At 51.2% G+C, this 21,198-nt stretch carries 28 protein-coding genes; 19 read left to right on the forward strand and 9 right to left on the reverse strand.

Going from position 1 to position 21,198, the window contains the following annotated elements; translation table 11 throughout:
- Positions 1–279: 279 nt before the first annotated feature.
- The gene (locus P6910_RS03435) at positions 280–693 is read left to right on the forward strand and encodes a hypothetical protein (protein ID WP_317144886.1); all 414 of its coding nucleotides are present in this window, start codon (positions 280–282) and stop codon (positions 691–693) included.
- Here the strand turns inward: P6910_RS03435 and P6910_RS03440 are convergent.
- Genes P6910_RS03440 through P6910_RS03455 form a run of 4 tightly spaced genes read right to left on the reverse strand, consistent with a single transcriptional unit; the run spans position 690 to position 3,108 of the window.
- Positions 690–1,115: a LacI family transcriptional regulator gene (locus P6910_RS03440; protein WP_317144887.1), complete on the reverse strand. Its 426-nt coding sequence runs from the start codon at positions 1,113–1,115 to the stop codon at positions 690–692. The two genes, P6910_RS03435 and P6910_RS03440, sit on opposite strands and share 4 nt — an antisense overlap.
- A complete protein-coding gene (locus P6910_RS03445; protein WP_317144888.1) occupies positions 1,106–2,449 on the reverse strand; it encodes a recombinase family protein in 1,344 nt (447 codons plus the stop codon). Before P6910_RS03445 ends, P6910_RS03440 begins: the two co-directional genes overlap by 10 nt.
- Complete coding sequence (locus tag P6910_RS03450; RefSeq protein ID WP_317144889.1) at positions 2,436–2,915, reverse strand: DUF2924 domain-containing protein; 480 nt, start codon at positions 2,913–2,915, stop codon at positions 2,436–2,438. Before P6910_RS03450 ends, P6910_RS03445 begins: the two co-directional genes overlap by 14 nt.
- Positions 2,905–3,108: a hypothetical protein gene (locus P6910_RS03455; protein WP_317144890.1), complete on the reverse strand. Its 204-nt coding sequence runs from the start codon at positions 3,106–3,108 to the stop codon at positions 2,905–2,907. Before P6910_RS03455 ends, P6910_RS03450 begins: the two co-directional genes overlap by 11 nt.
- 217 nt (positions 3,109–3,325) lie before the next feature.
- On the opposite strand from P6910_RS03455, the gene P6910_RS03460 reads away from it, so the two are divergent.
- The 12 genes from P6910_RS03460 (at position 3,326) to P6910_RS03515 (ending at position 13,181) form a co-directional block, all read left to right on the forward strand.
- Positions 3,326–4,504: a hypothetical protein gene (locus P6910_RS03460; protein ID WP_317144891.1), complete on the forward strand. Its 1,179-nt coding sequence runs from the start codon at positions 3,326–3,328 to the stop codon at positions 4,502–4,504.
- A complete protein-coding gene (locus P6910_RS03465) occupies positions 4,482–5,417 on the forward strand; it encodes a hypothetical protein (RefSeq protein WP_317144892.1) in 936 nt (311 codons plus the stop codon). Before P6910_RS03460 ends, P6910_RS03465 begins: the two co-directional genes overlap by 23 nt.
- Before the next feature lie 164 nt (positions 5,418–5,581).
- Entirely contained in the window at positions 5,582–5,851 is a 270-nt protein-coding gene (locus tag P6910_RS03470) for a helix-turn-helix domain-containing protein (RefSeq protein WP_317144893.1), read from the forward strand.
- Entirely contained in the window at positions 5,848–6,315 is a 468-nt protein-coding gene (locus P6910_RS03475; RefSeq protein ID WP_317144894.1) for a hypothetical protein, read from the forward strand. The genes P6910_RS03470 and P6910_RS03475 overlap by 4 nt, the downstream gene beginning before the upstream one ends.
- Positions 6,312–7,154 carry an ATP-binding protein gene (locus P6910_RS03480; protein ID WP_317144895.1) on the forward strand — a complete coding sequence of 281 codons (843 nt, stop codon included), beginning with the start codon at positions 6,312–6,314 and terminating at the stop codon, positions 7,152–7,154. The genes P6910_RS03475 and P6910_RS03480 overlap by 4 nt, the downstream gene beginning before the upstream one ends.
- A 2-nt stretch (positions 7,155–7,156) precedes the next feature.
- Positions 7,157–7,810: a hypothetical protein gene (locus tag P6910_RS03485; protein WP_317144896.1), complete on the forward strand. Its 654-nt coding sequence runs from the start codon at positions 7,157–7,159 to the stop codon at positions 7,808–7,810.
- Between the two features lie 50 nt (positions 7,811–7,860).
- Complete coding sequence (locus tag P6910_RS03490; RefSeq protein ID WP_317144897.1) at positions 7,861–9,969, forward strand: AAA family ATPase; 2,109 nt, start codon at positions 7,861–7,863, stop codon at positions 9,967–9,969.
- 302 nt (positions 9,970–10,271) lie between these two features.
- Complete coding sequence (locus tag P6910_RS03495) at positions 10,272–10,652, forward strand: DUF6362 family protein (protein WP_317144898.1); 381 nt, start codon at positions 10,272–10,274, stop codon at positions 10,650–10,652.
- Positions 10,653–10,837: 185 nt separating this feature from the next.
- Positions 10,838–12,115, forward strand: coding sequence for a site-specific DNA-methyltransferase (locus P6910_RS03500; RefSeq protein ID WP_317144899.1), 1,278 nt, complete (start codon positions 10,838–10,840; stop codon positions 12,113–12,115).
- Entirely contained in the window at positions 12,081–12,356 is a 276-nt protein-coding gene (locus tag P6910_RS03505) for a flagellin (RefSeq protein ID WP_317144900.1), read from the forward strand. The genes P6910_RS03500 and P6910_RS03505 overlap by 35 nt, the downstream gene beginning before the upstream one ends.
- A 16-nt stretch (positions 12,357–12,372) precedes the next feature.
- A complete protein-coding gene (locus P6910_RS03510) occupies positions 12,373–12,816 on the forward strand; it encodes an N-acetylmuramoyl-L-alanine amidase (RefSeq protein WP_317144901.1) in 444 nt (147 codons plus the stop codon).
- Positions 12,813–13,181 carry a 3TM-type holin gene (locus P6910_RS03515; RefSeq protein ID WP_317144902.1) on the forward strand — a complete coding sequence of 123 codons (369 nt, stop codon included), beginning with the start codon at positions 12,813–12,815 and terminating at the stop codon, positions 13,179–13,181. Before P6910_RS03510 ends, P6910_RS03515 begins: the two co-directional genes overlap by 4 nt.
- Here P6910_RS03515 and P6910_RS03520 read toward each other — a convergent pair.
- The 5 genes from P6910_RS03520 to P6910_RS03540 form a co-directional block, all read right to left on the reverse strand.
- A complete protein-coding gene (locus P6910_RS03520) occupies positions 13,178–13,864 on the reverse strand; it encodes a GNAT family N-acetyltransferase (RefSeq protein WP_317144903.1) in 687 nt (228 codons plus the stop codon). The two genes, P6910_RS03515 and P6910_RS03520, sit on opposite strands and share 4 nt — an antisense overlap.
- A 337-nt stretch (positions 13,865–14,201) precedes the next feature.
- Positions 14,202–14,570 (reverse strand): hypothetical protein, encoded by a 369-nt coding sequence (locus P6910_RS03525; RefSeq protein WP_317144904.1) that lies wholly within the window; start codon positions 14,568–14,570, stop codon positions 14,202–14,204.
- Positions 14,567–14,908: a hypothetical protein gene (locus P6910_RS03530; protein ID WP_317144905.1), complete on the reverse strand. Its 342-nt coding sequence runs from the start codon at positions 14,906–14,908 to the stop codon at positions 14,567–14,569. The genes P6910_RS03525 and P6910_RS03530 overlap by 4 nt, the downstream gene beginning before the upstream one ends.
- On the reverse strand, positions 14,905–15,384 hold the full coding sequence (locus P6910_RS03535) for a DUF3489 domain-containing protein (protein WP_317144906.1): 480 nt from the start codon (positions 15,382–15,384) through the stop codon (positions 14,905–14,907). Before P6910_RS03535 ends, P6910_RS03530 begins: the two co-directional genes overlap by 4 nt.
- A 19-nt stretch (positions 15,385–15,403) precedes the next feature.
- Positions 15,404–15,577, reverse strand: a complete 174-nt coding sequence (locus P6910_RS03540; RefSeq protein ID WP_257287957.1) for a DUF6900 domain-containing protein — start codon at positions 15,575–15,577, stop codon at positions 15,404–15,406.
- A gap of 153 nt (positions 15,578–15,730) precedes the next feature.
- Here P6910_RS03540 and P6910_RS03545 point away from each other — a divergent pair, with 153 nt between their 5' ends.
- The 6 genes from P6910_RS03545 to P6910_RS03570 are packed head-to-tail and all read left to right on the forward strand — an operon-like array spanning position 15,731 to position 21,168.
- On the forward strand, positions 15,731–16,222 hold the full coding sequence (locus P6910_RS03545) for a hypothetical protein (protein ID WP_317144907.1): 492 nt from the start codon (positions 15,731–15,733) through the stop codon (positions 16,220–16,222).
- A 42-nt stretch (positions 16,223–16,264) separates the two neighbouring features.
- The gene (locus P6910_RS03550) at positions 16,265–16,651 is read left to right on the forward strand and encodes a hypothetical protein (RefSeq protein ID WP_317144908.1); all 387 of its coding nucleotides are present in this window, start codon (positions 16,265–16,267) and stop codon (positions 16,649–16,651) included.
- Positions 16,652–16,658: 7 nt separating this feature from the next.
- The gene (locus tag P6910_RS03555; RefSeq protein ID WP_317144909.1) at positions 16,659–18,506 is read left to right on the forward strand and encodes a phage terminase large subunit family protein; all 1,848 of its coding nucleotides are present in this window, start codon (positions 16,659–16,661) and stop codon (positions 18,504–18,506) included.
- Between the two features lie 3 nt (positions 18,507–18,509).
- Positions 18,510–18,710 (forward strand): phage head-tail joining protein, encoded by a 201-nt coding sequence (locus P6910_RS03560; RefSeq protein WP_317144910.1) that lies wholly within the window; start codon positions 18,510–18,512, stop codon positions 18,708–18,710.
- Positions 18,711–20,204, forward strand: a complete 1,494-nt coding sequence (locus P6910_RS03565) for a phage portal protein (protein WP_317144911.1) — start codon at positions 18,711–18,713, stop codon at positions 20,202–20,204. It begins immediately after the preceding gene.
- Positions 20,182–21,168, forward strand: a complete 987-nt coding sequence (locus P6910_RS03570; protein WP_317144912.1) for a head maturation protease, ClpP-related — start codon at positions 20,182–20,184, stop codon at positions 21,166–21,168. The genes P6910_RS03565 and P6910_RS03570 overlap by 23 nt, the downstream gene beginning before the upstream one ends.
- The last annotated feature ends 30 nt before the right edge of the window (positions 21,169–21,198 follow it).

Below are 21,198 nucleotides of genomic sequence, written 5' to 3' on the forward strand. Positions count from 1 at the left end.
TGGGTACTTGGAAAATTCTTAAAAAAGCCGATTTTTGGCCATTTTTGGGCCGTTTTTTCTCTCTCCTCTCTGAATAACGTACTTCGGCCACTTTGAAGTACGTTACTTGATTTCCCCTTTATAATCAGTTGGTTGCCGGTGGTTTTTGGCTATTCAAACGGTTGTTTAGTTTGCACTTTTGTAGCGGTATGCGCAGGGAACCATCAGCGAACTTTGGCGAAGTGATTTCTTTATTTGTTATGCTCTGTTTCCCTTCATTTGTATTGAGAGACTTTAATCATGTGTGCCTGGCATTTTGATCCACATCACGGGGGAACAAAGATTCCAGACTCAATAAAGAGTCAGGTTCAGCAGCGGGTGACTGGCTATGCCAATAAGCACTATAGCGGTAAGTTTTCCCGGCTGGGTTTTCGGTTTAAAAGCCAGTTCTGCTATATCGATGCTTATACAGAACCTTCAGTCCCGGAGAGCTTTGATGAAGAACGGTTTGGCATCAGCCGGGAAGATTATATAGAACGGCTGAGAACTACACCGACCCACTTGTGCAGGATTCGTTATTTCGGTGGGGATAAATGGAGTATGGCTTTCTTTACCTACAGCAATGAAAAATATACTCCAAGCTACTTTGTTACAGGGCAAGAGACGGGTACTCCAGAGGAGGCTTTTGAAGCATCGGCCATTTACCTGAATTAATCTTCCGGTATCCCCAAAGCTTTCTTCTGCTCAGACCAGAGCAGGGGAAAGGGCTTCATAAAGTCGGCCAGAGTCAGTCCTCCCAAACTTCTGCCATCAATGATGGCCTCCTGAATCTCTGGCGACAGGGTGGTGAGTCGAAGGATTCGAGACGCGTAGCTGACACTGGTAATCCCTTCTTTCTGAGCCAGTGTTTTCAGGTGCTGCTCTTTGCCAGATTCCAATGCCTTCAACCAACGATGGGCCCTGACCAGAGCATTCCTCAAAGCCGGATCGACCTCTTCCAGTGCCGGACGACCATCCGGGGTGGTGATCTGGCTCTTGCCCTTGCGGTTGATGAACTTGATGGGGATGTGCACCAGAATGCAGTTCTCGTCTTCGAGATAGGTGCGGGTCGCCTTGCCGGTTACTTTTATGGCCATGTCACTTCTCCTTGTAACTCATTGGTAATGTTGGGTATCCCTTCCTGATGGAAGCGAATCTCAATGCCCTGCTGGTGGACGTCTATACGACTGACCAGTAGTTTCATTAAACGGCGCTGTTCTTCCGGGAACAGCAGGTTCCAGATGTCCGACAGATCATTCAGGGCTTCTCGAACCTGATCTTCATTGAACGTGTCCTGATCCGTCAGCATCTGCCAGGTGGTGAAAATGATCTCCGGTTGCTTGAGTAAATCCCGAAGATGCTCGACTACCAGAAACTCAATCTCTCTGGCTGGCAGGGTAGGCAGGGGTGAGTGTTTATGACCATGCTTCCGGGCCGTGCTGCTGACGTAGTAGCGGTGCAGTTTGCCCTTGCTGCGGCTGGCCGTGGGTATCAGGGCTTCCTGCTCCGGTCCGAACAGAAAACCCCGCAGAAAGGAACGTGTGTTGCGGTGTCGGCTGTCTGTCTGCCGGGTCGAGCTGTTGCCCTGGAGAATGGTTTCGACCTGCTCCCAGACGTCGGGTTTGATAAGGGCTTTATGCTCACCCGGATACCATTCTCCCTTGTGGCCGATCTCACCTTTATAGAGGCGGCTCTTCAACAGCTTGTAGATGGCGGTGCGAGTGAACTTTTTGCTACCGGCGACTTGGCCACCCTTGCGCGGCAGTCGTTTGGTTCGAAAGCCCATCTCATTAATCCGTTCAGCGGTTTCAATCTGAGAGCGGGTTTCAATAAAAGTCTTGAAGATCTCCCGGATAATTACTGCTTCCCCCTCATTAGGGATCAGCTTGCGATCCACCACGTCATAACCCAGCGGTGGCGTCCCACCCATCCACTTGCCTTTCTTCTTGGAGAGCAGGAACTTGTCCCTGATTCGCTCGCCAGTCACCTCACGCTCAAACTGGGCAAAGGATAGGAGAATATTAAGCGTCAGTCGTCCCATGCTGCTGGTGGTATTGAACTGCTGGGTGACGGCGACAAATGACACCTGATGCTTGTCGAACACCTCCACCAGCCGGGCAAAGTCAGCCAGCGACCTGGAGAGACGATCCACTTTATAAACCACCACTACATCAATCTTTCCGGCTTCCACATCTTTCATGAGACGTTGAAGCGCAGGCCGTTCCATGTTCCCTCCAGAAAAGCCGCCATCGTCGTATTCGTCCGGCACCAGAATCCAGCCTTCCTGTTTCTGGGAGGTGATATAAGCTTCACCCGCTTCCCTTTGGGCGTGGAGTGAATTGAACTCCTGCTCCAGACCTTCTTCCGAAGACTTGCGGGTATAGACTGCACAGCGCTTGAGATCCTTAATCTTGCTTTTACTTCTGCCCATGGGTTTTTCCCCGCTCATGGCTGCTCCCCTTCAGTCCAAAGAACACCGGCCCCGACCAGTGACTTCCAGTAATCAGCTTGGCGATACCAGAAAGGCTCCGGTATATCTGTCCGCGATACTCGAAACCTTCCCTGGTGACAATCACCTCGTGGGTTTCACCTTCATACTCCTTAACAATCCGGGTACCTGCGGGTGGCTTATTGACTCTGGCTTTGGGCACCGACTTGTCTTTAGCTGATGGCTTTTGCAGCCGTTGCAATCGATTCCTATGCTTCTCGGAAAGACTGCCCAGTTCCAGCTCTTGAACCCGAAAGGCCAATCTCTGTCGTAGCAGTCGTTTATTGAGCCTGGGGGCTTTGGTGCCATAGAGCTTTGGCCAGAGTTCCAGCAGTGCCTTGGTGGACATCTTCTGAATGGCAGCTACCTTGGCCGCCAGACTTGACTGTTCAGATAATTCATTCTTCATTGTTGGACTCCTGTCGTTGAACCGTATGAGACATACAGGCTCTGGTTCCGGCATTAGTCCAGTTATCTTTCTCTCTTTCGGTGTTTTCCGGCTCCTGCTGCTTCATATGGCGACGTTCAATAGCGACAGCCAGAATCTGGCAGATAGCCAGGGTATTGGGGTGCGGCTGATGGCTTGATAGGGTTTTGTTCATGGTGGGCTCCCATCCCTGGGTGGTGCGGATTTATTGATTATTGTCGGAAGCTCTGAAGCCTTTGTAAAAGGGCAATTTGACCCCGTTTGTACCCTCCGATCTGCTATCTGTTATCCCTGTCTTTGAATGTACTCTATTGACCGAATAGCTGATTATTTATACAGTGTTTAATCCGTACGAAGTTAAGGGTTAACTCACGCCATGGCAAGGAGCCAGTATGAAAGCAGTCCAACAAGTACTGCAAGGCGCTGATCTGGAGTCAGATACCTTTTTTGAACTCTGCAAGATTGACCTCAACGCCGTCTCTCCGGGTACGACCCGCATCATTACTCCCAAAGAAGTCTACAAAAATATTCTGACGCTGGATGAGCAAGACCAGGCTCGTTTGGAGTATGTGGCTATCCGGATTGTTGGTCTGGCCTGTGAGGTCGGACAACAGGTTATGAGTGACTTATCTCATAATTTCACCAGCAATCCATACGACAATGCCCTTCGGCTTCTGGCAGCGAATGAAAGCGACTTCAGGAAAGCCGAAGAGATCCGCTATGTGGAGTATCACCGACATCATGGTCGCATGTGGGATGGCTATTACCTTCCCACTCCGGTGCCTCTGGATAAAGACGTTGATCTGACTGACTTTGTGCAGAAGCTCAGAGATCAGTTCAACAATGACAAGCTGGTGATCAGGCGGCAGAAGCGACAACGTCATAGTGATCATCAGGGGTTGGTCACTGTGTTGCAGTTCATGATTTACCGGGAAGGCTTACCGGTCAGCTTTGAAGTGCTCGATGAAGAAGGCAAGGATGTAGTACTGGAAACCATCCACCCCGCTCGTGAGTACGCAGTGACGTATGAGCCGGAGACCGGTGTTATTGAGCTCTACGCAGAACAGGTAGCCATTCGTAATCTGCTGAAGAAAGCCTTCTGTGAGTCGGTTCTGGAACAGGAAGACAGCCCTGAAAAGCTGAAGCTTAGGCAGATCAATCTGGAGATCTTTCGCCAGCGACCTGATTTTGAAGATAGCTTTGATCTGAAGCACGGAGTCATGGAAGTGACAGTCAAGAATATTGACATTCAGACATTGCCCGGGCGGGGTGGTGCGATCTTAAAAGCCACTTCAAGAAAATTCTTTGACAAGGATGCCTATCAAACCATCGAAGACCTTGGGATCAACCTTCTGAATCCGAACAAGCTCCGTATTCGGGGCGTGACTCTGGCATTCCTTTGTGAAGCTGTGGGCAGCCTGCCGAAAGAAACGATCACGGTTAAGTTGAGAGCCCCCAACGGTTGTTCATTACGGGATCTGTCTCAACGAGAACGCTACTTGAATCATGATCTGCTGGTGCAGATGGGGGTTCTTCTGGAGGACAAGGATGATGAAGCGACAAGCGTTTGATTTTTTACAAAGTTGTTTTGAGGCAGCTACGGATAAAGAGCGAATCAGTGAGCTGAAGTTCTATTACCCTGAGTGCTGGCAAGACATCATTGGCAATAATGCCTTTATCCCGAAAGGCCCTGCCGATGACCGGCTGATCATGGTGGATTATCCTGATGACTTGCAGGACGGCTATCGTCAGGTGCACAGGGTCAAGGATGAGTTTGTCTACTATTACAACGGCTGCCACAAGGTCACGGACGATGAATTAAGAATGTACAAATTCCGAATGGAGTGGTTCCCGGAATGGTTGGCTGAAAAGCTCAATCTGGATCAGGCAGAACCCATACTGGATGACCGGGTCTGGAAGTTGGGAGAGATCAAAGGCGTCACTGTATTACTGGTTCGAGAGCTGAACCCGAATTTTGATGACATTGCTGACTGTTTGTTTGCTCAATCCTTATCCTCCTGTGTAGTGATTTCCAGCCAAAAGCCCAAGTCCCGCTATATGATTTTACCTCCTGGGTTTCAGTTACTGCCTCTGGATGAGTTATTGCCGAAAGGTCCGGTCGCTGTCGACTATAATCGCTTTCTTTCGTATGTTGATCCGGATCAGGCACGACTGGAGCGGGAAGGCATTATCTGGGATGAGCATAACGGGATACTGAGAGTGTTGGGCCTTGATCCCTGGCTACTGAAAGGTGGGCCAGCCCGTTGCCAGCTGGTGGATCAGTTGGTGCAGGCCGGTAAAAGAGGGGCTCCACAAATTCTGACCCAGTTACTCCTGGAAGAGTCCAGTTCCAGTAATCTCAGCCAGTTCTTCCACAAGGAACCTCGCTGGAGAGATTTTATCGGCTACGAGCCAGGAGCTTCAGGACGATGTTGGTTAAAGGCTTTTGAAGAACTGGAGATGTTTCAAACATCTGAAGCTTGATCAATAAATCACAATGACATTAATACCGGCCTCTGAGCCGGTTTTTTTGCATTAATTTCAGGAAAAAACCTCCTCCTACAGTTTCTCCTACAGCTCCTACACTTCTCCTACAGTAACTCCCCCACTATCAGTCTTGCATGAACACGAAAAGCACGGAGGTCATCATGCAAGACACACTACCGGGAGCCGTTGCTCCTACACTTTGTCCTACACCTGAAAATCAGGTGGTTCATCTGGACTCACTCCAGCTGTCCAAACGCCTCAATATCAGCATCAAGTCTCTGGCCAGAATGCGTCAGGACGGCACCGGTCCCCGCTTTATGCGGATCGGAGCCAGAATCCTGTATCGCCTGTCGGATGTTCTGGAGTACGAGCAATCCCGGCTCTATAACGCAGTGGGCTCACCGGTGATGGAACAGGAGGGTGAGTCATGAGCAGTGAGCTGGAAAACATCCAGAATATGGGAATCGCAGAACTGGCAGCTCGTTCCGGAGCGGATTTGGCGACGTTGGTCGGGGATACGGAAAAAGCCCTGGCCCAACTCCAGCTGCAAAAAGACTGGCTGGAGTCAGTGATCGCCTACAAGTATGTCTACAAGGCTTCCCAGGTTCGAGCTCAGTTGCAGCAGGACTTCGGAACCATCAGTTTTGATGACGAAGGAACGCGTGTGCTGGTGGATTTGCCCAGAGAAGTCAGCTGGGACCAGCAAAAACTGAAGGCAATAGCCCAGCGCATTCAGGAACAGGGCGAAGACCCATCTGAGTTCCTGGATGTTCACTACTCAGTGCCTCAGGAGAAGTTTGATCTCTGGCCCCAAGAGATTCGTCGATCCTTCGAGCCAGCCTTGCAAGTGAAGCCAGGTCGTTGCACTTACCGGCTGGTGGGAGGTGTGAAATGAGCCTACCCATTCTCAATGCAGACCAGCGCAGCGAGGAGCATAAGGGCATCAAGTGCGTGCTGCTGGGCAACAGTGGGGTGGGTAAAACCACCCAGCTGTTGAGCCTTAACCCGGACACCACTTTGTTTGTGGATCTGGAAGCGGGTGATCTGGCGGTGCAGGAATGGCCCGGTGATGCCCTTCGACCAGCCACTTGGCCGGAGTTCCGAAACTTTGCCGTCTATCTGGCGGGTCCTAACCCAGCGCTTCGGGACGACCAGGTGTACTCGAAAGCACATTATGAGGCTGTGTGTCGCAAGTATGGTGACCCTGAGTCGTTGGAGAAATACGACACCTACTTTATCGACTCCATCACAGTGCTGGGCAGACTCTGCTTCCAGTGGTGCAAAGGCCAGCCCCAGGCGTTCTCCGAGAAAACCGGTAAGCCGGATACTCGCGGTGCTTATGGCCTGCACGGTCAGGAAATGTTAGCGGCACTGACTCACCTGCAACACGCAAGGGGCAAGAACGTAGTCTTTGTCGCCATCCTCGAGGAGCGGGTGGACGACTTTAACCGCAAGCTCCACCAGCCGCAGATTGAAGGCAGTAAAACCGGTCTGGAGCTTCCCGGCATCGTTGACCAAGTGATCACCCTGGGCAGTCTGCCCGATGAAGAAGGCAACCTGCGTCGTACTTTCGTTTGCCAAACTCTTAACCCTTACGGCTATCCGGCCAAAGATCGCAGCGGTCGTCTGGATGTATACGAACCGCCTCACCTCGGACAGCTGTTTACCAAGATCCGGAGTGGATCAAGGCAACCTGTCCAGTTTGAAACTCAACCTCAAGGAACGGAGAAATAACCATGAGCCAACAAAGAGCCATGACACGCTGGAACGACTTTAACGATGCTACCGATCAGGGCAGCTACGATGTCATTCCTTCAGGCACCCTGGTCAAGGTACGTATGACCCTTAAGCCGGGAGGCTACGACAATCCCGAAATGGGCTGGACCGGTGGTTACGCTACTTGCGGCGATACCGGAGCTATCTACCTCAATGCTGAGTTCACTGTGCTGGAAGGCCAGTACGCCAGGCGCAAGATCTGGTCCCTGATCGGGATGCACAGCCCCAAAGGCCCGGAGTGGGAAAACATGGGCCGGTCCTTTGTACGGGGTGTCCTGCAATCAGCTCGCAATATCAAGGCCGAGGATAACAGCCCACCGGCTTATAAAGCCCGACAATTGCAATCTTTGTCAGAGCTGGACGGCATTGAGTTCGTTGCAAAAGTCAGTACTGAAAAGGATCAGTACGACGAACCGAAAAATGTCATCAAACAGGCCATCACACCGGAGCACAAGCAGTATGCCCAGTTGATGTTTGGTCAGGTTACTCCTCAGGGGAATCCATCCGCTAATCAGCAGGGTAGCCACCCTCAGGCTCAGCTGCAATCCCAGCTCTACAGTCCTCCGGAATCAGCGCCTCACCCAGCTGAAAGCTACAACAACCAGTGGGATTAAGGCTCTAACGCCCACCTGCGGGTGGGCTTTTCCCTACAGAGACTGTGACAATGAAAAACAAATGGCTTGATTTTAACGATGCCCAAGAGCAGGGCACGACACAGAAACGGGATGCAGAAGACGTTAAGCGTCGTATTCAGGAACGAATGCCAGAGTACCTGGCCTGGCTCTTTCCCAATGGCAAAAAACGAGGTCAGAAGTTTGTATTGGGCAACGTCCAGGGCAAGAAGGGCAAGAGCCTGGAAGTGGAGCTGGGCAGTGGACTTTGGCACGACTTTGAAAGCGGTGAAGGCGGTGACATTATCAGTCTGACCGCAGCGCATCAGTCTCTTGATCCTCAAAGAGACTTTCCAGAAATCATAGAGCTCATGGCGGAGTGGCTGGGTATGCCGTCATTCACGCCACCAGCTACGGTTAGTCACCAGGAAGAATATGAAGACTTGGGTCATCACACAGGCAAGTGGGACTACCAAGATGCCGAAGGCAATTTGATTGCTTGTGTTTACCGTTATGACACACCAGATGGAAAGGAGTTCAGACCCTGGGACGTGAAGACCCGTAAAACCAAAGCTCCTAATCCGAGACCGCTTTATAACCAGCCGGGCATCAAGGTAGCGGACGAAGTACTGCTGGTGGAGGGTGAGAAAGCAGCTCAGGCACTGATTGATACTGGTTATTGTGCTACGACTGCCATGAACGGTGCCAAGGCTCCAACGGATAAAACGGACTGGTCTCCGCTTAAAAACAAACGAGTGCTGGTGTGGCCCGACCATGATGAGGCTGGATTGCTTTACGCCCAGCAGGCGGCACAGGCTATTTCTGATGCTGGTGCGGCCTCCGTCATTATCTTAAAACCACCTGAGCAGCAACCTGAGAAGTGGGACGCAGCAGATGCTGTGGCAGAGGCATTCGATATTCGTCAATGGATGATTACCACACGACGAAAGACGATCAAGGAGTCTGTGCCCGTCTATCGTTTTGGTGAGTTGCTGGATGATGAATCCCCCATGCCAGAGGATTTGTTGTCTCCGAGGATATTGACGCCTGGTGGCATGTTGGTGTTGGGTGGTGCTCCGAAGGTAGGCAAGAGTGACTTCCTGCTTAACCTTCTCGCGCATATGTCGGCAGGCTTGACCTTCCTGGATATGCGCCCCAGTCGTCCCCTGAAGGTGTTCTATCTACAGGCCGAGGTGCAATACCACTATCTGCGTGAGCGGGTGAAGCAATTACCTCTCGAGGACTTCCAGCTTAACCGGGTTCGAGAGAACCTGGTGATGACAGCCCGGTTAAAACTGATCCTTAATGCGGTGGGCTTGCCCATCATCGCCAGAGCGATTCAGCAGGCTTTTTCTGAAGGACCTGATGTCATTGTTATTGACCCCATCAGGAATGTGTTCGATCCGGGGCCGGACGGCAGCAGCGAAAATGATAACAACGCTATGCTATTTTTTCTCAAGGAGCGAGTGGAGCAACTGCGGGATATCGTCAACCCGGACGCAGGCATAGTGCTCGTTCACCACACCCGAAAGATGAGTAAACGACAGCTTGAGGAAGATCCTTTTCAGGCGCTTTCCGGGGCTGGCAGCCTAAGAGGTTACTACACCTCCGGGATGTTGCTGTTCAGGCCGGAAGAGCTGGAGCCTGAACGAATGCTCTATTACGAGCTGAGAAACGGCCCTTCACCCAAAGCTCAGAGGATCATCAAAAGAGATGGACAATGGCGGGAAGCACCTCCCAACAGTATGCGTCTGGCGGGTGAAGAGTTAGGCAAGAAGCACGATGCAGAGCGCATCAGGAAGCGGGAAGTGATCGTTAACTTGCTCTACCAAGAAGCACTGAAAGGCAGGGTGTTCACCGTTAACCAGTTCTCTGAGCAGTTTGAAAACCAGCTGGGCCTGGGTGGCAAAACGACCATTTATGATCGAATTCAGGTGCTGGCTACCAAAGGCTATATCAAGTTTTTCCGGGATTATGACGAGTATAATTTGCCTGCTCCAAAGCGCAGCAAACTGGGGTATTTATGTGTTGATGGCATGGCCTATGGCGTGGATGGCGAGGCATTGTGCAGCATCAGGCCAACGGATTTCAAATGCCCCAATACCGGCACATTGCTGCCTGTCGAAAATCCAGATGTGTGGGTTTACCAGGACGCCCTGTAGAAGTCAGAAACCGACTGAAAATGGCCTTTCAGAATTCGGCCAGATTTCAGAATTCGCAGAATTCAAAAAAATTGAAATCTGGTTGAGAACTTATTTTTAAAAGGATTTCAAACGGTTATGTGGGCTTTTTAGAATTCAATTCAGGTTTTCCGAATTTTGGAATCCGAAGTCTGTAAGTTGTTGTTTATTAAGCAATATTTTCTAGTTTTCAGAATTCAACAACACCGTATATATAAATATATACAGGCGAGCCTCCTTCAGGTCGGCCTCGCCTGTATAACAAAACCACAGGAGCTGAAGTCATGGAGTGCAAGGATGAACTGGCCCATCGCTATCGGGAAGCCTGGCTGGTGGCACGACGAGTGTCGTCAGGTATTAATCTCCGGTACTCCGCTTTCTGGCCGGAGATCAATCCCAACCGCTGGGAGGTCTACCAGGGAGAAAACAAAATCCTGAGACTGCCTGAGCCCTCGGAAGACGAAGTGGATCGCATGGTGAAGTGTATGCGCTGGTTGCGATGGGTCAGCGAGGAGGAACGCAAGCTGATCTGGCTTCGTGCTTCGGGATTGCCCTGGCGAGTGATTGCTGACGACCTCGGGGTGAATCGAAAAACAGCCTATGGGCACTGGTGCAAGGCCATAAACCGGATTTCTATCCACATTTTACAAAAAAATTCAGGGTAATTTGACCCGTGTAGAGTGTTTAAAGAGGCGTTTGTCTGTCGTTGTCGCTTAAAGTCCGTATATGGAGGATTGGACACTTTCGCCAAATTTGACAAGAATTAACGCTAAGCTCGAAGCGAAGTGCACCTGAACCTCACACCTCCCCGGTCTGAGGTTTTTTTACGTCTGGAAATCACGGAAGAACCATGTCCAGAATCCTTGTCGAAGCCATAGAACATCGCCCCGTCGCCACCCTGGTGCCCTACGCCAACAACGCTCGTACTCACTCCGATGAGCAGGTGGACCAGATTGCCCGATCCATCGAGGAGTTCGGGTTTGTCAATCCGGTGCTGGTGGGCAGTGACGATGTCATCGTAGCCGGTCATGGTCGTCTGATGGCGGCGAAGCAGCTGGGTATGGAAACCGTGCCGGTGATCGTGCTGGGGCACTTGAGTGAAACCCAGCGCAGGGCGCTGATCATTGCCGACAACCAGATCACGGCCAACTCAGGCTGGGACGAAGAACTGCTCAAGCAGGAACTGGCAGAACTGGATGCCCTGGATTTTGACCTGGACCTGATGGGCTTTTCCGATGAAGAACTGGAAGGTCTGCTGCTGGTGGACGAACCAGAAGGGCAGACTGATGATGACGAAATTCCTGAACCGGAGGAGCATCCCGTCAGCCAGCTGGGTGACCTCTGGATTTTAGGAAATCATCGGGTGCTATGCGGCAGTGCTACCGAACAGGCTGATGTGGAAACCCTGATGGCAGGCCAGCTGGCGGATATGGTGTTCACCGATCCACCCTACAACGTTGACTATGCCAATCCCGGGAAAAACACCCAAGCCAAAAAAGATCGCCGGATCAAAAACGACAATCTCGGCTCTGAGTTCCACGCTTTCCTGCTGGCCGCCATGACCAACCTGCTCGGAGTCTGCAAGGGGGCCATTTATATCTGCATGTCGTCGTCTGAACTGGATACGCTCCAGAAAGCTTTCCGGGAAGCCGGTGGCAAGTGGTCCACGTTTATCATCTGGGCCAAGAACACCTTCACCCTGGGTCGTTCCGATTATCAACGGCAGTACGAGCCAATCCTCTACGGCTGGAAGGAAGGCAACGAACATTTCTGGTGTGGAGCCAGAGATCAGGGCGACGTTTGGTTCCATAGCAAGCCTGCCAGGAATGACCTTCATCCCACTATGAAACCCGTGGAGCTGGTAGAGCGAGCTGTTCGCAACTCTTCCAAGACCTACGACATCGTGCTGGACCTGTTTGGCGGTTCCGGCTCCACACTGATTGCATGCGAAAAGTCACACCGCAGTGCCCGGCTTACCGAACTGGACCCCAAATACGTTGATGTCATTGTGCGCCGATGGGAGGAGTACACAGGCAAGGAAGCCTATCTTGAATCCAATAATCTGACCTTTGCCCAGGTCAAGGAAGACCACGATGGACGAACTCTCAAGGCGACTGGATCAGATTGATTCCAAGCTCGACAAGCTGAGCGACGCAGTGTCTCGCCTGGCCATGATCGAAGAGCGGATTACTCACCAGACCAGCAATCTTTCCCGTCAGGATGAACGCCTGGACGAGCAGGAAAAACGCATCCGAAAACTGGAGTTCCAGGCCAGTCGCCGGGGTGTGATGCTGGGCTATATCGAACGCTTCGGTTGGATCGTGCTGACTGCTGCTATTGGCCTGTTGGCTTACTTTCTTAAAACATAAACTCAGGGGATGAGTGATGGGCAAGCGTAAGGAAACCAATTACATCGTCGTTCATTGCTCGGACACCCGAGCCAACCAACACGTTACCTTTGACGACATCAAACGCTGGCACACCATGGAACGGGCCTTTCTGGATATTGGTTACCATTGGGTGATTGAGCGGGACGGTTCCGCAAAGCAGGGTCGTCTTATTGAAGACTGGGGTGCTCATGTCAAATACCACAACCATGAGAGTGTTGGCATCTGTTTGGTGGGTGGCCTGAATGAACACAATGAGCCAGAAGATAACTTCACTCCGGAACAGAAGCGAATGCTGAAGCTTCTGGTGGCTGGCCATCAAGCTATTTATCCAAACGCTGTCGTTCATGGTCATCATCACTTTAGCAAGGTGAAGACCTGTCCTAACTTTGATGTACACCGCTGGCTCAGACAGGAAGGACTGCTGGGAGGCAAACGGTGAGTTTGGTGGCTGCCATTCCGGTGATCGGGAAGGTCATCGACAAGCTTTTTCCTGATGCTAACAAAGCCAGGGAAGCCAGAGCGGAATTGAGCAAGATGCTGCTCAACGGTGAGCTGAATGAACTGGAGCAAAAGGCTGGCGTTGTTAAAGCCGAAGCTCAGGGTGAAAGCTGGCTGCAAAGGAACTGGCGACCCATGGTGATGCTGGTCTTTACGGCATTAGTCGTGTGTTGCTGGATGGGTTGGTCAGCACCGAATCTAACTGAGGCAGTGGAACTGAAACTGTTCAGCATTATCCAGATGGGTATTGGCGGATACATAGCCAGCCGGGGACTGGAAAAGGTGGTCAGCACAATTAAACACTAACTGAGTTCTTTTAATGGAACGTGTCTGGTCGTTCGGTTAGTTGGGATGTGTAAGTCCAAATAGGATGAAGCAGAGGTTTCTATTTTCGATACAGGCTTGATATTAGCGTGTACCTCTGACAAGGATGAAGAACCGCCAGCCACTACTTTCATGCCTTTTTTTTGGTAGAAGCCAACAACATCTCTTGCTGCCAGTAGCTTCAGTGTTGAGATATTTGCATTTTTTGCGTAATCCATAGCGCAGTCACAAAGGTATGAACCCAGCTTTTTACCCTGGAAACTGGGAGTGACAGCAAGCTTGCTCAGCCAAAGCTCAGAAGGCTTACAGTCTGCTGTCTTTTTTAAAGAAACGAAACCGGCCAGCTTTCTATTTCTAATGCTGTGTAATTCAAATATCACGTCATCTTTATATCTATCCGAAATCCTTTGTGATTGGGTATCACGAAGAAAAGTTTTCATGAAAGTCCTATGAGATCGTGGAATCTTGTAGTTTTCAGACCTTCCAAAGTTAACAGAATAGGATTCATCAGAAAGACCTTTGATAGCTTCAACACGAAAGCCTTTGTATTTGGCTCGCTCTAAAAGCTCCGTTGATAGCTGTTTGTTTTGGAGTGGTTTAACCATTGTATCAATGCTTGAGATCATCCCTGTTTCCTCATTGCCTGTATCGGTAACTTTTGACAATAAATCTACAAATAAGTTCAGTGGTAGTTGTGTTTGCTAAAGGAAGAAAGGTGACAAGAACATGGAAAGGCTGAGGCTTAATTTAAGCCGCTCTGAGAGCTTCTTTTTAAATACAGGGAGCGTCTCGGGATCGAAGAGAACGCTTGATAAACATCTTCTGACGGCTGTTCCGGGGTCCCTGGGAGGCGTCTTCTAGTGCGGGTATGCATCAGCGCGGAATAGCGCCAGCGACAGAGTGAAAATCGGGGTTGACACTCAGGTTGACAGATTGAGCTTCAGCCAAGTAATGACCGGGTTTTCCGGTGTCAACCAGTCAGGGGTTTTGTGAAGCAAACTGTCAACCTTTGCGACCAGGATTGTCAACCTGGTTGACAGATTTAAGACTCAATTCAAACCATTGTTGATTCCGGTTGCAAAGCATTGTGTTGATCTTCGTACTGCGAGCCAATGCCTCCAGGTGATTGAGGCTTGGACTGATACGAGGCTGATGATCCGTCCAGTTTTCTCCCCAGTCTCGATGCAAGGCTGAAGCCTGTTTTCCTTTCAGGTATTGCAGATCTCCCAACTGGATCAGGAAGATGGCTTCAGGCAAGGTTTGGTACCAGCGTTTGAGGCTTGGCAGTGTGTGACGATCAGGATGGAGCAGGCGGCAGGAGAGGAAGGATCCGCTACTAAGTTCAACGGCCAGCAGGATAGGGACTCTCATGATTGAGGGCCCCACATGGATATTGTCTGCCAGCAGCCATCTTGCCAGTAGTGAATGTATTCGGCTCCGGTTTCCCAGGCAAGGGCAATCAGGCCCTGAAGGTCATCACTGTTGCGAGGCCGGATCTTGGACCAGGGTTCGCCCCGATCCCTGTAGGCATCGAAGCTATCCTTGGTGATGCAGGACATGTCTCCACGTTTCATAATAAACTCGGCATCGTCCTCAGTGGGATAATGCTCCTGAAGCACATTACCCACCAGATCTCCGTCAAAGTGGCAGTAAATGGAGCAATAGCGACCGTCAGCCAGCCGCCTTGCAATTCGGGAGCGGGTGCTCATGCGGTCTCTCCCTGAAAGAGCGCTTCTAGCCCGGCGGTAATTCGGTAAATGCGATCCTTGCCTTCAGGCTTTTCTGATTCAATGGTCAGCCCCAGTCGTTTTTTCAAGGCTCCGGCCAGGGTGCCGCGAACAGTGTGCTGCTGCCAGCCGGTCTCGCGCATGATTTCGTGGATCTCAGCGCCCTCGGGTCGGCTCAGCAGCTCAATCACCCTGTGGAGTTTGGTACCGGTTCGGATCTTGCCTTTCTGAGCGGGTTGGTCGTCTACCGGGAGGCCAATGGCTGCCTTGCCCTGCGGACTGATGTCGTAGGTGTCAGCCTTTTTCATGGGGATCAGAAAGCCTTTGCTGGTCAGACTGTCCAGCACTTTCTTCCGGGCACCACCCTTCAAGGTGAGTGCGGAGGTATGGAGAGTTCCTGTCTCAGCGGCTTGCTTCAGAACAGTCTCTTGGGTAGCAGTGAGTTTTGTTGTTTTCATGGTGCTTCTCCTTTTGGGGTTATTGTTTTTGGCCTTGTTTCAGGCCCAATTGATAAGCCTGTTCCAAAGCCTTTCTGACTTGCCAGACGGCGACTTCCTCGAAGTCTTCCGAGGTGTTTCGGGTTTTGAGGGTGTCCATTAGCAGGGTCTTTTGGGCGATGGTTTCCAGGGCTTGTTCGGTCTTCTTATTCATGGCCTGTTTCCTTTTTGATGCTTGTTTGCGTTATGTACAGTAAGGCTCCATAACCGGTGGTTATCAAGGAAAAAACTATTAATAATCAATAGGTTGTAGAAACAGGAGGACGCATCCGGCCACGGCGGGACAGAGGAGGTTATACAAATCGCTATGACACTCATCTCGCAATCGGAATTCGCCAAACGTCAAGGCTGGAGCCGCCAATATGTGGCCAAATTGGTCAAGTCCGGCAAGATTCGTCTGCACAAGGGCAAGGTCAATCCGGATGAGGCCCTGAAGGCGATCCAGGCCCAGGCTGAGCCCTCGACTGTGCTTAGGAAACCTGTTTCCCGAGATACCCTGCCAGTGGCCCCCACTGATTCAAGACAGGCGGTGGATTTCGTTACGGCTCGGACCATGCGGGAAGCTTTCAGGGCCAAGATGGCGAAGATGGAGTACGAGGAAAAGGCCGGAAAGCTGACCGAAGCCAGCAAAGTTCGAGAAGATGCTTACCGAGCGGGAAGAATGCTGAGGGATGCTTTGTTAGGTATGCCCGATCGACAAGCCGACATTCTTGCTGCAGAAACTGATCCATCAGTAGTACGAAGACTCTTGGAAGAGGATCTTCTTGCAGTGTTGGAGCAACTGATTCAGCCGAAGTAGTTTAGTAGTCAGAGAGAATGGAATGACAAAAAAGATAGATCTATGAGTAAACACGAAAGTTGGCGAACAAGGCAGTATTGGAAGGAAGTGGGTGGGCTTCTAATCGAAGAATTTTATGCGGTTAGAAGATCTGATAAGAACAACACGGCTGGTAGGCACATTGATGGTGTCATTGTGCTTGGTGAGAAAGAACAGATTGCTAAAAGCTCAGTTTATGACCTTCAGGGTAAGGACATCATAGTCATTCAAACAAAGGCAAGCCGATTAGGAATGTATCTTATGGGACAAGCATTTTTCAGCCGAGAACTTATGAAAAGATTCAAACCTAATTCAATTCGAGTTGTGGCCATTTGCAAACAAAGTGATGTGGAAATGGAGAAGCTCTGTGCCGAGCACAACATACAGGTCGTCGTAATTCCAGACAAGTAGCAACAAAGTGACATCTCCCTATTTTGAAGGCTTTTTTGCCGGATTAAAACCTGATACCCGCTTAACAGTGTCGGAATGGGCCGATGAATATCGCATTCTGCCAATGAAAGCGGCCAAAGAGGCCGGACGCTGGCGAACCGCTCGGACGCCTTACCTCAAAGAAATTATGGATTGCCTGTCACCCTCTTCGGATGTGGAACGTGTCGTTTTTATGAAAGGTGCACAGGTTGGTGGCACCGAATGTGGCAATAATTGGCTGGGCTATGTGATCCATCATACGCCCGGTCCCATGATGTATGTGCTGCCGACGTTGGATATGGCCAAGAGAACCTCCAAGCAGCGCATAGCGCCGATGATTGAAGAGATGCCGATCCTGCGGGAGCGGGTGAAAGACCCTCGTTCCCGGGATTCTGGTAATACTCAGATGGTGAAGGAATTCCCTAACGGTGTATTGATCATCACCGGAGCCAACTCCGCCACAGGGTTGCGCTCCATGCCTGCCCGTTTTCTTTTTCTGGATGAAATAGATGCTTATGAAGATGATGTGGATGGGGAAGGCAGCCCTATCAACCTGGCCATTAAACGTACAGCGACGTTTTCCCGTAATCGAAAAATCCTGATGGTGTCCACACCCAATATTGCCGGGGCCAGCAAGGTTGAATCGGCTTATCAGGCCAGTGACCAGCGGCAATACCATGTGCCTTGTGTTAACTGTGGGCACTTGCAACCCATAGAGTGGCAGCAGATAAAGTTTGAAAACCAGAACCCGGAAACGGCTTGTTTTGAATGCATCCAGTGTCAATATCGGATGCAGGAACATGATAAACCGAGATTACTGGAGAGTGGGCGGTGGGTGCCTATTAACACAGAAAGTGACGGAAAAATCAGGGGCTATCATCTGAATTCACTTTACAGCCCGAATGGCTGGTACAGCTGGAAAGATGCAGTGGCGGATTTTCTGGCGGCTAAAGATGATCCGGTTCTCTTGAAAGACTGGACCAATACTGTGTTGGGCCAAACCTGGCAGGAAGCCGGAGAAACCGTCGATTACGAATTACTTTACCAGCGTCGTGAGCACTATGTTGCTGAAGTACCTTGGCCAGTAGAAGTGCTGACCTGCGGTATCGATGTTCAGGATGATCGGGTGGAGTATGAAGTAGTGGGCTGGGGTGCCGGTGAAGAGAGCTGGTCTATTGATTACGTCCGGCTCTATGGTGATCTGAGTCGTCCGGAGATATGGAAGATTCTGGCGGATAAACTGAGGACGACTTATCGGCGGCAGGATGGAGTTTTAATGAACCTCGCCCAGATTTGTATGGATTCCGGTGGTCACTTTACCGATGAGGTGTATGCCTTTTCCCGTAAGCAGGGGGCCGACTGGCTGATTCCAATCAAGGGGGCTTCCCAGTCTGGCAAACCCATCGCTACCTTTCCGAAAACTCGCAACAAGAAAGGTGTCTACCTGACTCTGGTGGGCACTGACACGGCCAAAGAACTGATCTATCAGCGTTACCGAATTCTGGAGCCAGGCGCAGGTTACTGCCACTGGCCGGTGAAGGACTGCTTTGACGAAGACTACTTCAAGCAGGCTACGGCAGAAGAAAAGGTGCGCAAATACAAACACGGGGTCGCTTACTTTGAATGGGATGCTCGCAAGAAGCGGAATGAAGCTCTGGACTGTCGGGTTTATGCCCTGACGGCGGTGCGTATTCTGCAGCAGCACCGGGGATTGGATCTGGAACAGTTGACCGCTCAACGTCCGGAGCCAGAAATCAGGTTAGAAGCGTCTGAACCAGAGGCTTTGACTCAAGCCCGATCCCGACGATTTTCTCGCAGCAGCTACCTGAATGGATAACGCATGATTACAGAAGCTGAATATAGGGCTTTGAAACGAGCCGTGTTACTGAGAGAAACCCGCACAGTGGAATTTGAAGGTCGCAAGGTGGAGTATGCCAGCTTCTCAGAAATGGAAAGACGACTGCAGGCTATCGAACGGGAATTGATCAAGCAACAGAAGCGACCCCGGCAGTACGGTATCTATTCCAGCAAAGGCATCTAAATGAAGCTTCGACATCGTATTGCAGGCTGGCTACTGCCCGAACTGAAAAACCTGGCCTACACCTCAGCAGGGCAGGGCCGCAGAAGCCAGAGTTGGATGGCACCTTCTACCGGCCCCAATAATTCACTGACCGGAAATCTTGGAACCCTGATCAAACGCTCCCGGGCAGCAATTCGTAACGATCCCTGGGCCGCTTCCGGGCTGGAAAAGCTGGTCGCTAATATTGTCGGCACTGGCATCAAGCCCAAGTCAGAAGCCCGGGATAATGGGTTTCGTAAAGAGTTACAGGCCTTGTTTCTGGACTGGACCGATGAGTCCGATGCCGATGGCCAGCTCGATTTTTATGGCCAGCAGGCACTGGCCATGCGTTCGGTATTGGAAGCTGGAGAGTGCTTTGTTCGCTTCCGTCCACGCAAACCCGGCGATGGTTTGAGCGTGCCGCTGCAGCTGCAATTGCTGGAAGCGGAGTTTGTCCCCTGGGACTACAACGATGATCTGAAAAAGGGCCACAAGATCCGGGCCGGTATCGAGTTTAATGCCATCGGGCAGCGTGTCGCTTACTGGCTGCACAAGCAGCATCCTTCGGATTACACCACACTGGATACTGCCGACCTGCGACGGGTGCCTGCCGATCAGGTGTTGCATCTTTATGAACCGCTGCGGCCAGGTCAGCTGCGTGGGCAACCTTTGTTGAGCCAGGTACTGCTTCGAATGTATCACCTGGACAAATTCGATGATGCCACGCTGCTTCGGCAGGAAATCGCCAACCTGTTCACCGGCTTTATCACCAAACCGGCTCCGGAAACGGAAAAGGTCGATCCTTTAACCGGTCGGCCCATTGTCTATGACCTGCAAGGTGTACCTATGGTAGCAATGGAGCCGGGCACTATGCAGGAGCTATCACCGGGTGAAGAAATAACGTTTAACACACCACCGGGAGCGGCCAGTAACTACCCGGACTTTATCCGCCAACAGCTGATGGCGGTGTCGGCGGGTATTGGTCTGCCTTATGAGATTCTGTCCGGCGATATGAAAGGCGTCAGTGACCGGGCTTTACGGGTGGTGCTTAATGAGTTCCGCCGTCGTATTCAACAGATCCAGCATAATTTGATGGCATTCCAACTTTGTCGCCCGGTCTGGAAACGATGGCTGGAACTGGCCGTGCTCAGTGGGGCTATCTCAGCCCCGGACTTTCATCGAAACCCCGCTCACTATCGCAAGGTGAAATGGATTCCCCAGGGCTGGGCTTATATTCATCCGGTTCAGGATGTGCAGTCCCAGAATCTGGCAGTCCGTAGTGGTTTCAAATCTCGTTCAGAAGTGGTCTCTGAACAAGGCTACGACAGCGAACAAATTGACGATGAGATCGCAGCAGATAACCAGCGAGCCGACGAGCTGGAGCTGCAATACGACAGTGATGCCAGAACTCAGGAAATAAACAACACCATCATGGAAGAGGAACCCGATAACGATGAACAAAAAGCCGCTCAATAAGAACCGGGCCTGGTTCACGTTGAAAAATCAGTCAGGCCAACCAGCGGAGCTGCTGATTTACGATGTAATTGGCGATTGGGCAGGCTTATCTGCCCGGCAACTGGTCAGCAGCCTGAAAGATCTGGACACGGATGACATTACCGTTCGGATCAACAGCCCCGGTGGCTCAGTGTTTGACGGAGTCGCCATTTACAATGCCCTGCGCTACCACAAGGCTAACATCCATGTTCGGATTGAAGGGCTGGCAGCCAGTATCGCCAGTGTCATTGCTATGGCAGGCGACACCATACATATGGCTGAAAATGCCTTGCTAATGATTCACAATCCTTTCGGCTGGGTCGGAGGCGACGCCGGTGAGTTGCGCAAAATGGCGGATATGTTGGACAAAACCACGGAGGTCATTGCCCAGACCTACTGCAATCGCTGTGAACTGGATCTGAAAGCCATGCTGAAACTAATGGATGAGGAGACCTGGTTCACCGCCACTGAAGCCCAAGGCCATGGCCTGATTGATGAGGTGGAAGCGCCGGTAAAAATGGCGGCCCATTTTGATCTTTCCAGCTTTATGCATCCACCTCAGCCCGCAAACTCTGAATCTGAAAATGGGGATAAAGGGGCTCATGCCCTGGCAGTAATGACCCTGTGTAATCAGGCCGGTTACCCGGAAATGGCAGAAGCTTTTGTCCGCCAGCAACAGGGGATCGAAGACGTCAAAGCGCGTCTGGCGGAATGTGAAACGATCAAATCCCTGTGTGCAGCAGCGCACTGTGAAGATCGAGCCGGACAGTTTATCCAGTCTGGCAAGACGGAAGCTCAGGTACGCACTGAACTGTTTGATCTGCTCTTGCAGGATGACGACAGCATCAATAACCAGCTGACACCCGATCAGCAGGATAAAAAAATCCAGCCTCTGGTGGATACCCAGGCCGTTTACCGCAAGCGTAACGGTCAATCGGTGGCCTGAGATCACTCACCCTTTCATAACTTTCCCTTT

This window comes from Endozoicomonas sp. 8E (assembly GCF_032883915.1).
Classification (GTDB): domain Bacteria; phylum Pseudomonadota; class Gammaproteobacteria; order Pseudomonadales; family Endozoicomonadaceae; genus Endozoicomonas_A.